The following is an 11,693-nucleotide window of genomic DNA, read 5'->3' on the forward strand; positions in this document are numbered from 1 at the left end:
AGTTTTTCCATGCGTATGAAGCATCTGTTAGTCACGCTGGCGTTAGGTCCTTTGGCTGTTGCGGTCGTCCAGGCCGATCAATTGAGCGACATCATGGCCAAGAGATCATTGAGCTGCGGTGTGTACGCCGACGTGCCGCCGTTCTCGGCACCGGATCCGAAAACCCGCGAACTGGTGGGCATGGACGTCGATTTGTGCAAGGCCCTGGCCAAGACCATGGGCGTTGAACTGGAGCTCAAGCCGCTGTCGGTGGAGGCTCGGATTCCTGAGGTGAAAATGGGTCGCGTCGATGTGATCTTCGCCAACCTGGCCTACACCAAAACCCGTGCCGAACAGATCCAGTTCAGCGATCCGTATTACATCGCCAAGGAAACCCTGGTGGTGCGCGCAGCCAACGCAGATCAGCCGAAAAGCTTCTTTAAGGACAAGCGCATCAGCTCCACCAAAGGCTCGACCTCCGAGCAGTCGATCCGAATTGCCGGGGCAACTCCGGTGACGTTCCAGGACACCGGTTCGGCCTATATGGCCTTGCAACAAAACAAGGTCGTGGGCCTGGTAACCAACACCATGACTGCTTTGAAGCTGGTCAATCAAGCCAAGGCCAGTGGTATCGAATTGGCGCTTGCAAAGGAGCCGATGGCGCTCGAGCCGATTGGCGCGGGCATGCGCAGGGATGAGCCGGCGTTCCTCGCCAAGGTCAACGAGTCATTGGCGACCATGGAAAAAGCTGGGGAGATCGATGCAATATGGGATCGCTGGATCGGCCCAAACACCGAGTACAAAATGGTTCGCGAGGATAAAGTGCAGAGCCTCAGTAGCTTGAAGTTCGATCCTTTGCCTTAAAACCGATACACCGTCATTGCCGAGCAATGATGGAAAAAGCCCGGCGAGAGTTCCAGCGTCGGGCTTTTTCACGTGTGTCGGTTGTTGGCTTGCTATAAGGCGGCGTCTGTATTTCAGCTCAAGCGTTGATAGGCCAGCAAGCGGTGCTCAGTCAGTCTGAATGTCCGAAGGAGTACTCCTTATTTTGGTCGCCCTCCCGATAACGATAGAAAAAGCAATGGAGCCCAGCCCGAAATACACCATGTAAATCTGATCGGAAGAATTCGACCTGCCGCCCTCCCACGAATGCGCAGGGTCGTCCGACTCAGCGGTTCTTCAGCATCCTGCTAGGCCAAAGCGTCGCGCTTGGCGAAGATGCTTGCCATTTGCGCCGCGTTCTCGGTTCCCCAGGTGCACAGCGGGACGATCGCGTCAGCCAGGCTGCGACCGAGCGGGGTCAGTGTGTAGTCCACGCGCGGGGGCACTTCCTTGTAGTCGGTCCGCGCCAGCACGTGATCGGCCTCCAGATCCTTCAATTGCTGGATCAGCACCTTGTCACTGACACCCGGGATCAAACGCTTGAGCTCGCCGTAACGCTTCGGGCCGTCGCGCAGGAAAAACAAGACCAGCGGTTTCCACTTGCCCGAGATGATGCGCAGCGTGGCGTTGAGCCCGCAGCCGGTGTCGCAGATTTCAGATGTTGTCGTCATTTTTTGATACTTACCAAAAGGTGCATACTTGTCCTTAGGTTATCAGCGCTGCATCCTCGTCTCAAGCAAGCAATTTCCTGCTTGGGTACAACTCCAACGAAGGATGCACGTCATGACCAGACTGAATGGAAAGACCGCCGTGATCACCGGCGGCGCTACCGGCATCGGCCTCGCCGCAGCAAAGCGCTTCATCGAGGAGGGTGCCTTTGTCTTCATCTTCGGCCGTCGCCAGGAAGCGCTCGACGCCGCGATGGCCGACCTCGGGCCCAATGCCCGCGCGGTGAAGGGCTCGGTCTCCGATCTGGCTGACCTCGACCGACTCTACGCGGCGGTGAAGGCCGAGCGCGGAACCCTCGACATCGTCTTCGCCAATGCCGGGGCAGGAAGCCAGCTCGCGCTCGGCAAGATCACCGCCGAGCACATTGACGAAACCTTCGACACCAACGTGAAAGGTACGATCTTCACAGTCCAGAAGGCGCTGCCGCTGATGGGCGAGGGCGGTTCGATCATCCTGACCGGGTCGAGCGCCGGCACCACCGGCGCCCCGGGAATGAGCGCCTACAGCGCGAGCAAGGCGGCAGTGCGCAACCTCGCACGGACCTGGGCCGAAGACCTGAAGGGCACCGGTATTCGGGTAAACGTGCTGTCGCCCGGGGCGACGGCGACCGAACTCGCGAAGGAAGCGCTGGGCGAGGAGGGCCAGAAAGCCTACGCCGCGATGACTCCGCTTCAGCGCATGGCCGATCCGGCGGAAATCGGGGCCGTGGCCGCCTTTCTCGCGTCGCCGGACAGCAGCTTCATGACCGCCAGCGAAGTCGCCGTTGACGGCGGTCTTGCGCAACTCTGACGCCCTACGCTCAGGCGCTCCATTCGATTATTCGGAGCGTCGTAGAACTCGGTAAACCTCAGGAGAATATATGAGCTACGCAATTATCGGCTTCGGCAATATCGGCCAGGCCCTGGCCAAGGCGTTTGCCCGCAATGGCATCGAAGTATCCGTTGCAACCACGCGTGAACCGGAAAGCTTTGCAGCTGCCGTGGCCGCGATCGGACCCCAAATCATTCCCAAAACACTGGCGGACGCGGTCAAGGCGGACATCGTTTTTCTGGCTGTTCGTTTCGAGTCGCACCCGGACGTCGCGAAGGCGTTGCCGACCTGGAAGGGGAAGACCATCATCGATGTGACCAATGCCTACGGCGTGTCCCCTGAGGAACTGGGAGGAAAGCCTTCTTCCAGGGTCGTCGCGCAGGCCTTCACGGGAGGACGACTGGTCAAGGGCTTCAACCATTTGGGCGCCGCCGTCCTTGGCCAGGATCCGGCCGTACAGGGTGGCAAGAGAGTCGTGTTCCTGGCGAGCGACGATGACGGCGCCGCAGCGCAAGTGGGTGCGCTTGCAGAAAGTCTCGGTTTCTCGCCGATCAAGCTGGGCGGGCTTTCAGAAGGTGGACTGATGGTGCAGGCGCGCGGAAATACCTGGGGCCAACTGATCTTCAAGGACTTGATCAAGTTCGACTGATAAATCTCGATCGCAAACTTTGAGGGCGGTCCTGGCTACAACGTATGTGACCAGGTCAGTGCTCAATAATGAAGGAGAGGAATGATGATGCTTGATAATGAAAAAATAGTCAGAGAGCTCTGTGCCGCCGCGGAGGGGCAAGGAACGGATGTCGAGAAGTTTGTCTCCATGTTCTCTGAGGAAGGGTACATGTGGGATATGGCATCCGGCATGAAGTTTCGCGGGAATGCCATTGGTGAGTCTATCGCGGGTATGGTCACTGCGTTCCCCGATGTCCACCGAGAGATTTTTAACATCCATGTCGCGGGAGACGTCGTCGTTGTCGAGCTCGCGATTCGCGGCACGCACAAAGGTGATCTGCCTCTTCCTTCAGGGACGCTGGCTCCCACGGGCAAGAAGATAGACGTTCCGTCATGCGATGTTTTCCACCTCGAAGGCGGGAAGGTCATCTCTTTCCATTGCTACAACGAGGCTTCCGCGATGCAGCAACAACTTGGCCTCGTCCCCGGCTGAATGGCCGACACCACGCGATCCGATGCAGGCGCAATGGAGACGTCTTTATGAGCATTCAAGAGAATATCCAGGTTGTGAAGGACTTTTTTGCAGCAATGGGCGGCGGCGATAGGCAAGGTCTGCTGGCGTTGTGTGCCGAAGATTTCGAGTGGATCATTCCGGGGGAGGATTGGCCGCTGGCTGGCACGCACCGCGGGCACGCGGGATTGGCGGACGTGCTTCAGAAGGCTTCCGCAGAACTGGAAACATCCATGGAGCCCCCCGAGTTCGTAGCGCAGGGCGACCGGGTTATGGTCGTTGGCTTTGCGACGGGGAAAGTAAAAGCCACGAACCGGACGTTCGAGGACTATTTTGTCTTCGCCATCACTGTTCGCAATGGCAAGCTGACGAACATCCGCGAGTATGTCGACACCCAAGCATTGGCGCGGGCCTCAGAAAGGGGCGCGAGCCCAAGGCCCTGAGTCATCAGGACCGATATCCCCTCATTTGCGCGCCGTGAAAAGGCGCGTTCGCCGCCTTGTTCATCTCCCACTCTCAGGAAAGAGGCACCCGCCATTGCGGACCAGCGCCTTCACTTCCTCGCTCGCCTGCAGGGGGTTTTGACTGAGTCGAGCAACCAAATCCTCGTGGCGCCGCACGTACGACTCCGAATCATGCTTCGCGCTCCAGAGCACAATGTTGATCACAATAGGAATGAGGTCCAGACCCTTCTCGGTCAATGTGTAGAAGTCCTTGCGCCTGTCGTCGGGGCTGGGCGCCTTCGAGAGAACGCCTTGCTTCTCAAGAAAGGTCAGTCGGGAAGCAAGGACATTGGTCGCGATTCCCTCTTCCGATTTCAGGAAATCGCCGTACGTCTTCTTTCCAACAAAAACGATGTCGCGAATGATCAAGAGCGACCACCGGTCGCCGAAAATCTCCACGCCGTAGTTCACCGCGCAATGGGATCGAAAGTCTTCTTTAAGAGTTGTCTTCATGGCTGGATCTTAGCATCGCTTGCATGTCGCAAGTAAAACCCTGTAGATCACTTGCATTTTGCAAGTAAAATGACCAGCATGGATCGTACGTTGAAGGAGTTCACCGGATCGCACCAGCAGCCTTGGAATGATCAACCCCATACCTGCGAGGACATTGCGCATGAGCACTATCAGCATTATCGGCTCAGGTGACATGGCCGCCGCGATCGGCGGCCTTGCCGCCAAAGCCGGATACACCGTCGAGGTGATGAGTCGCAACGCCGCCAAGGCGCGGGTGCTGGCCGAGCAGCTTGGAGCCGGCGCCACGACAGGAACGTTCGGCACCGCCCCGGCTGGGGATATTGTCATCCTGGCGGTTCCCTATTCCGCCGTTCTCGACGTGATGAAGCAATACGGCGAAGCACTGGCCGGCAAGCTTCTTGTCGACATCACCAACCCTGTCGCCCCCGACTTCACAAGCTTTGTGACCCCTGAGGACAGTTTCGGCGCACAGGAGATCGCCAAAGCAGCCCCTGCCGACGCCGAAGTCGTCAAGGCGTTCAACACCCACTTCTCCCACGTCCTGGCTGCCGGTTCTGTCGAGGGTCACCCGCTGGACGTGTTCATCGCCGGGGACGGCGCGCAGGCGAAGGTACGCGTCTCGGCGTTCATCAAAAGCCTCGGACTGCGCCCGATGGACACCGGGCCGTTGCTCATGGCGCGAACGCTGGAGCATGCCTGCCTGCTTTCGCTGGGCCTCAACGCCCACTCCGTCAAGCACACCAACTTCTCAATCGGCGTCAGCCTTCTCGGCTGAGTGCACCCCGTAGCACCACTTCTCGCATCACATCACTCCCAAGGAGCATTAACATGCACGTTTTCGTCACTGGAGGGACCGGCCATTCCGGTCCGTATATCATTTCCGACCTCATTGCAGCCGGTCACGAGGTCACTGCGCTTGCCCGGTCGGACAAGTCCGCAGAGGCGGTGTCTGCGCTTGGCGCCAAGGTGCGTCGCGGCGACCTCGATGATCTCGACGGGCTAAAAGCGGCGGCAGCGGATTCCGACGGTGTCATTCACGTCGCGCACAGGCAAGACCTGCTTCCCACCGGAGGCCTCGACGCGGTGGCTGCCGCGGAGCAGGCGATCATGCTCGCATACGGCGAGGCACTGAAGGGGACCGGAAAGCCGCTGGTCACGTCTGGGAGCATCGGCTCGCCGGGTTGGGAACATCTCGGCCGTCCAGCAACCGAGGAGGATCCCACCCTCTCTGGCGGCGAGAAGTTCAAGGGCACCTTACGGGTTCGTAACATCGTGGAAACGACCGTACTCGGTCTCGCCAAGCAAGGCGTGCGGTCCTCGGTCGTGCGGATTCCTACCATCATGCACAGCACGACCGACAACGCCGGCTTCCTCCCGATACTGATCGGACTTGCGAAGGAGAAGGGCGTCATCGGCTATCCCGGTGACGGCAAGAACAACTGGTCGGCCGTGCACGCCCGCGACCTCGCCGTCGTGTTCCGTCTGGCACTGGAGAAGGGCCCTGCCGGCAAAAATTGGCACGCGGTTGCCGACGAGGCTATTTCGTTCCGCGAGATCGCCGAGGCCATTGGCCGCCGTCTGGGCGTGCCGGCCGTGAGCATTCCCGCGGACGTACTAATGCTGCCGGGATACTTTGGGTTCCTCGCGAATCTGGTCACGCTGGACCTCCCGGCATCCAACCTAATCACCCGCCAGACCCTCGGCTGGGAGCCTGCTCAGCCCGGCCTGCTCGACGACCTGGACAACGGCCATTACTTCCCTGCCGGCTGAGTTGAGTTGAGGAGGGCGCCGTGGCGCAACGGGCTCGGCGGACAGCCATGTCGCGATGCGTGATCCGTCCGGGTAACGATTCTGTCGACCCGGGGATGGCATGAGGAATGACGCACGCAGCTCGGCACACCCGGGATATCAATCGTGGGATGCCCTTGAGACAACGAGCAATACTCTAATTCACGAGGAGACTGCACATGAGCACTATCAGCATCATCGGTTCAGGAGGCATGGCCGCGGCGATCGCCGGTCGTACCGCCAAAGCTGGATACACCGTTGAGGTGGTCAGCCGCGATCCCGCCAAGGCGCAGGCGCTGGCCGACAAGCTCGCAGCCGGAGCGACCACAGGGGCGTACGGGGCCACTCCGGCCGGCGACATCGTCATCCTCGCCGTGCCGTACACCGGTGCGGCGTCGGTGGTGGCCGATTACGGGGACGCGCTCGACGGCAAGGTGATCATCGACATCACCAACACGGCCTCTCCGGACCTCACGGGCCTCGTCTCTCCCGCCGGAAGTTCTGGTGCGCAGGAGATCGCCAAGATCGCCCCCGCCAGCGCGCATGTCGTGAAGGCATTCAACACCCTTTTCGGCCACGTCCTTGCTAAGGGTGGACGCCTCGACGCGTTCATCGCCGCCGACGATCCTGAGGCCAAGGCGCGCGTCTCGACGTTCATCGAGAGTCTCGGGCTGCGCCCGTTGGATGTCGGCGGCCTGCACATGGCCCAGACGCTCGAGGCCCTCGGCCTGATGATGATCGGCCTGGCGAAAAACGGCGCCGGCACTTGGGACATCGCCTTGAACGTCGATATCGGCTGAATCGCCGACACCCGTCAGGTCCATTGCGTTGCGATCTGAAGTGAGAGGAACGGTGAGATTTCTATGAACGTGCAAGAGAATGTCCAGATTGTGAAGGATGCGTTTGCGGCAGTCGGCCGCGGCGATATGCAGGGTTTGCTGGCGTTGTCTGCCGCAGATATCGAGTGGATCATTCCGGGATACGCAAGCACTGGCACGGGCCTCCGAGATGGACGCGGGCTCCAGGCGCTGACCCATCGAGCCCACCCGAAACAATTCTCAAAGTCAGCGAATACGTTTGAACAGCGACAAAGCCTTGCCGATGCGCCAAATAGTCGGTAACCAACTACGCGGAGGTTGATGATGCTTAACAATAAAGAAATCGTCAGAGAGCTGTACGCCGCCGGGGAGGGAAGCGGGAAAGACATCGCGAAGTTTGTCTCCTTCTTCTCGGAAGAAGGATATATGTGTGACATTCCTACCGGATTGAAATTGCATGGACAGGCTATTAGCGACGCTATCGACGCATTCGCAAATGCATTTCCTGATGTTCACCGCGAGCTATTGAACATTGATGTCGCGGAGAATGTCGTAGTCGTCGAGCTCGCCATTCGGGGGACGCATAAAGGTGAGCTGACACTTGCCTCAGAAGCTGTCGCTCCAACGGGCAAGGCAATGGTGGGGGATGGCAATCGGCGGCTTCATATATCGGCGGCACGTTCGTCGGAACCATCATGACGCTGGTATTCCTGCCAGCGATGTATTCCATCTGGTTCAAGATCCGTCCTGACAATAAGGGTCAGACTGAAACAGTAAAACTGGCGTAGGTACGAAAGCTTGAAAGAGAGGCCCGCCCTTGGCTGGTCTCTTTTCCTTCCACGCGAACAGCCCACCCCCGTTGCCTTGGCATCACCAGGTAAATCACATCCTGAAAGCCTGGCGATGGTTTGGACTGGCATTCTTGTCGTCGTTTCGCCAAGTGCGAATCCTTTCTCTCTTGAAGTCTCTGACTCGTCTAGACGAGGCGCTGCAAAGCAGAGATGTACTTTTTTGCGCCACATAATCTGTTGCTGCAGCGATCCAACGCTGCTTGTATTCTTGTCCAGGACAAGGACAAACGGCTGCAGCTATTGAGTCGGTCCATTAGTCGCTGGAGCGGAAAACCGGACTTTCCATAAAGTAGTAAAGTGAAGCGTGATACCCACTTGGTTGTGCTTTTGTTGTTGGTTATCGGTTGTTCCCTGGCGTCACTGACGGCCTGGAAAGTGTTGGCTTCTCGAGAGCGAGCACTGGAGGACGTGGATGTCCATGGCTTGAACCTTACCCAGGCACTTGCGACTTACTCCGAAGGCATTGTCCGCCAAAGCTCGCTGCTGTTGCTCGGACTCGTCGAACGCCTGGAAACCGAAGGTAGCGGCCCTGCGCAGATTGAGCGGCTGAGTGCATTGGTCAACCGCCAGGAACCGTTGATGCCACAGCTCAGTGGCATCACGATCTACGATAATCAGGGACGCTGGTTGATGTCCTCCAATCGGCCGATTCCTGCCGGGGCGAACAGCAGTGATCGTGTCTACTTCATTCATCATCGCGACGATCCATCCCGTGAGACCTTTATCGGTCCGCCCATTCAGAGCCGCTCCAATCAGGAATGGGTGATTACCGTCAGCCGCCGCTTCAACGATGCTCGCGGCGAGTTTGCCGGCGTGGTGGCGGTTACCTTGGGGATCGAAAACTTCCTGCGCCTGTTTGGCAAGATCGACGTAGGGCAGGAGGGCGCCATCGGGTTGTCCTATACCGACGGTACGTTGCTGGTTCGCTATCCCTTTCGCGAGCAGGACATGGGGCGCAATTTTTCCAAGTCGCCCATCTATGCAAAGTATCTCGTCGATCGTTCAGTCGGTACCGCGTCGTTTACTTCCAGCCTGGACGGCGTGGAGCGGCTCTACGCCTTCCGCAAGAGTGACCGGGTGCCACTGATAACCACCGTCGCACTCGGCAAGCGTGAAGCCCTCGCTGCGTGGCGAATGGAGGCATTGCTGTCGGCAGTGGTGGTGATGGGGTTGCTGGGGCTCACCGGGCTCATCGGTTGGTTCCTGATTCTGGATATCCGTCGGCGCACCAAGGCCGAAGATCAGTTGCGGGGGACTCAGCAGCAGTTGCTCTCATCCAATCGACAGCTTGAGTTGCTGGCGATGAAGGACGCCCTGACCGGTCTGGCTAATCGACGCTGCTTTGATGAGAGCCTCACGATGGAAGCACGGCGCGCACAACGTGACGGCACGACGTTGGCATTGCTGATGATTGATATCGACTACTTCAAACTGTTCAACGACTCATTCGGGCATGTAGCCGGAGATGCATGCCTGCAGACCGTTGGCAGAATTTTCGAGGAGTGTGTAAGGCGACCGTCAGATCTGGTGGCACGTTATGGTGGAGAAGAGATGGGTGTAATCATGCCTGACACCGACAGTGAGGGTGCAACGGTAGTGGCGCAACTTATCCTTGATCGCCTGGCGCAAGAGAACATTGCACACAAATCCAGCCCGTTCGGCCGGGTCAGTGTAAGCATCGGGATTGCTGCCGCCACGGGGTCGGAACTGGATCATTTGCAAGGATTGATCGAGGTAGCAGATCAGGCGCTGTATAACGCCAAGGCGTTGGGACGTAATCAGTTTGTGAGTGGCGGACCGTGATAGGCGTTCATAACTGGCGTCCTGTCAAATTGGAACTGCACCAATGTTCCTCCATATCTTAATGATTCTGCTATCTGCGATGTTCATCGTTTGTTTGGCCACATCTGCAAGAATCAATGGTGGTTTAGTGGGGGCCTTGAATGCCAGCTTCTGGCCGATTCTGTTGAAAAAGTAGCTCCTCTGGCTGACCTCCGGCAAAATCTCTGCATTGGTCGGAGGGGGATCACGCAGCATGATGGGACAGTTATCGAGTGGGCAGGAGCGACTGTTTTACTCGTTCAACCTTGAAGATCACATCCCTGCCAATCACCTTCTGCGCAGCATTGATCGGTGTCTCGATCTGAGCGACCTGCGCCATTACCTCGCCGATTTCTATAGCCCGATTGGGCGTCCGTCGATTGATCCCGAACTAATGATTCGCATGCTGATCGTGGGCTATTGCTACGGCATTCGCTCAGAGCGGCGGTTGTGCGAAGAGGCCCATCTGAACCTAGCGTATCGCTGGTTCTGCCGGTTGAGCCTTGAAGATGAAGTCCCCAACCACTCGACCTTTTCCAAGAATCGACACGGCCGTTTTCGGGACAGCGATTTGTTTCGCTGGTTGTTCAATGAGGTGCTGCGTCGCTGCATGGACGCAGGTTTGGTCAAGGGCGAAGGGTTTGCCGTGGACGCTAGCATCATCAAGGCGGATGCGAGTCGGCAGCGCGGCGTACCGGGTGACGAACCGGTTAACTGGAGCGATCCGGTCCTGAGCACTCGCGCCGTGCGTGAGTACCTTGAAGCCCTCGATGAAGAGGCTTTGGCCGAAACGCTACCGAAGCGCCTGTCGCTGACGGATCCTCAGGCTCGCTGGACCGCTGCTCCAGGCGGCCCGGCGTTCTACGCTTATTCCACGAATTATCTGATCGATACCGAGCACGGCGTCATTGTGGATGTGGAACCCACACCAGCTCATCGCACAGCGGAGGTCGAGAGCACCAAGACCATGATCGATCGCGTTGAAGCGCAATTCGACATCAAGCCGGAACGCCTCATCGGTGATACCGCTTACGGGACCGCGCCGATGTTGGCCTGGATGGTGGAGGAAAAAGACATCGAACCGCACGTGCCGGTGTGGGACAAAACGGAGCGCAAGAACGACAGTTTTTCGAGCACCGATGTCCACTGGAATGAAGAGACTGAGGAATACCGCTGCCCGGCCGGCAACGCATTGCGCAGCGAATGGCGAGCCTTCAAGAACGAGCGTTCGCACGTCACAAAAGCCAACACCATCATCTTCCGATCCAGGCAGAGCGAATGCGTAGCGTGTCCGATGAAAGCCAAGTGCTGCCCGAACACTGCGTTCCGCAAAATCGCTCGCAGCGTCCATGAAGCCGCTCGTGATGTGGCTCGGCGCATTGCAGCAACGCCGGCGTATCAGCGCTCTCGCCACGAACGTAAAAAGGTCGAAATGTTGTTCGCCCACCTCAAGCGCATCCTGAAACTGGATCGCTTGCGACTACGTGGCATGAGTGGCGCGACCGATGAGTTCACGCTGGCGGCTGCGGTACAGAACCTGCGTCGACTGGCCAAACTTACATCTCAAGGGCCACCTGCCACGGGATAGGTGCGTCTGCACGAAGCAAAAAACCTCAAAATAACCCAATAACCGAGCAGCAAAGGTCAACGAAGGGCCGAAAAACCACTCAACGTGGTGAGTAGGTTCTCCAGTGGTTGGCGTGCCTGAGTTCAAGCGAGCTGAAAATCTGACTTTTTCAACAGAATCGGCCGTTCTCTGCCAGTCGCGAGAGGCAGAAAGCGACCGATTCTGTTGAAAAAGTCGGTCTGCCAAAACTGCCTGTTCATTGACTAGTGAAAACGCCTTTTTTGCACGCTG

At 58.2% G+C, this 11,693-nt stretch carries 14 protein-coding genes; 12 read left to right on the forward strand and 2 right to left on the reverse strand.

Features of this window, described 5'->3' with window-relative positions:
• Positions 1-9: 9 nt before the first annotated feature.
• The gene (locus ACYZUD_RS01740; protein WP_462022314.1) at positions 10-843 is read left to right on the forward strand and encodes an ABC transporter substrate-binding protein; all 834 of its coding nucleotides are present in this window, start codon (positions 10-12) and stop codon (positions 841-843) included.
• Between the two features lie 326 nt (positions 844-1,169).
• On the opposite strand, the gene ACYZUD_RS01745 is transcribed toward ACYZUD_RS01740, so the two are convergent.
• Positions 1,170-1,532: a winged helix-turn-helix transcriptional regulator gene (locus ACYZUD_RS01745; RefSeq protein WP_462022315.1), complete on the reverse strand. Its 363-nt coding sequence runs from the start codon at positions 1,530-1,532 to the stop codon at positions 1,170-1,172.
• A gap of 112 nt (positions 1,533-1,644) precedes the next feature.
• Here ACYZUD_RS01745 and ACYZUD_RS01750 point away from each other — a divergent pair, with 112 nt between their 5' ends.
• The 4 genes from ACYZUD_RS01750 (at position 1,645) to ACYZUD_RS01765 (ending at position 4,023) form a co-directional block, all read left to right on the forward strand.
• Complete coding sequence (locus ACYZUD_RS01750) at positions 1,645-2,379, forward strand: SDR family NAD(P)-dependent oxidoreductase (RefSeq protein ID WP_462022316.1); 735 nt, start codon at positions 1,645-1,647, stop codon at positions 2,377-2,379.
• Between the two features lie 70 nt (positions 2,380-2,449).
• Positions 2,450-3,049: an NADPH-dependent F420 reductase gene (locus ACYZUD_RS01755; protein WP_462022317.1), complete on the forward strand. Its 600-nt coding sequence runs from the start codon at positions 2,450-2,452 to the stop codon at positions 3,047-3,049.
• Between the two features lie 81 nt (positions 3,050-3,130).
• On the forward strand, positions 3,131-3,562 hold the full coding sequence (locus ACYZUD_RS01760) for a nuclear transport factor 2 family protein (RefSeq protein ID WP_462022318.1): 432 nt from the start codon (positions 3,131-3,133) through the stop codon (positions 3,560-3,562).
• Positions 3,563-3,609: 47 nt separating this feature from the next.
• Positions 3,610-4,023, forward strand: coding sequence for a nuclear transport factor 2 family protein (locus ACYZUD_RS01765; RefSeq protein WP_462022319.1), 414 nt, complete (start codon positions 3,610-3,612; stop codon positions 4,021-4,023).
• Positions 4,024-4,083: 60 nt separating this feature from the next.
• Here the strand turns inward: ACYZUD_RS01765 and ACYZUD_RS01770 are convergent, their stop codons facing one another.
• Entirely contained in the window at positions 4,084-4,536 is a 453-nt protein-coding gene (locus ACYZUD_RS01770) for a winged helix-turn-helix transcriptional regulator (RefSeq protein ID WP_462022320.1), read from the reverse strand.
• Positions 4,537-4,696: 160 nt separating this feature from the next.
• Between ACYZUD_RS01770 and ACYZUD_RS01775 the strand changes: the two genes are divergently transcribed.
• The 7 genes from ACYZUD_RS01775 (at position 4,697) to ACYZUD_RS01805 (ending at position 11,423) form a co-directional block, all read left to right on the forward strand.
• Positions 4,697-5,332, forward strand: coding sequence for an NADPH-dependent F420 reductase (locus ACYZUD_RS01775; RefSeq protein ID WP_462022321.1), 636 nt, complete (start codon positions 4,697-4,699; stop codon positions 5,330-5,332).
• A gap of 53 nt (positions 5,333-5,385) precedes the next feature.
• Positions 5,386-6,327 carry an SDR family oxidoreductase gene (locus tag ACYZUD_RS01780; RefSeq protein WP_462022322.1) on the forward strand — a complete coding sequence of 314 codons (942 nt, stop codon included), beginning with the start codon at positions 5,386-5,388 and terminating at the stop codon, positions 6,325-6,327.
• A gap of 197 nt (positions 6,328-6,524) precedes the next feature.
• Positions 6,525-7,145: an NADPH-dependent F420 reductase gene (locus ACYZUD_RS01785; RefSeq protein WP_462022323.1), complete on the forward strand. Its 621-nt coding sequence runs from the start codon at positions 6,525-6,527 to the stop codon at positions 7,143-7,145.
• A gap of 63 nt (positions 7,146-7,208) precedes the next feature.
• The gene (locus ACYZUD_RS01790; protein ID WP_462022324.1) at positions 7,209-7,466 is read left to right on the forward strand and encodes a nuclear transport factor 2 family protein; all 258 of its coding nucleotides are present in this window, start codon (positions 7,209-7,211) and stop codon (positions 7,464-7,466) included.
• Between the two features lie 123 nt (positions 7,467-7,589).
• Positions 7,590-7,862 (forward strand): hypothetical protein, encoded by a 273-nt coding sequence (locus ACYZUD_RS01795; RefSeq protein ID WP_462025164.1) that lies wholly within the window; start codon positions 7,590-7,592, stop codon positions 7,860-7,862.
• A gap of 449 nt (positions 7,863-8,311) precedes the next feature.
• A complete protein-coding gene (locus tag ACYZUD_RS01800) occupies positions 8,312-9,817 on the forward strand; it encodes a sensor domain-containing diguanylate cyclase (RefSeq protein WP_462022325.1) in 1,506 nt (501 codons plus the stop codon).
• 232 nt (positions 9,818-10,049) lie between these two features.
• Positions 10,050-11,423, forward strand: coding sequence for an IS1182 family transposase (locus tag ACYZUD_RS01805; RefSeq protein ID WP_462022326.1), 1,374 nt, complete (start codon positions 10,050-10,052; stop codon positions 11,421-11,423).
• Positions 11,424-11,693 lie beyond the last annotated feature (270 nt).

The sequence above is a fragment of the Pseudomonas sp. XS1P51 genome (assembly GCF_054897845.1).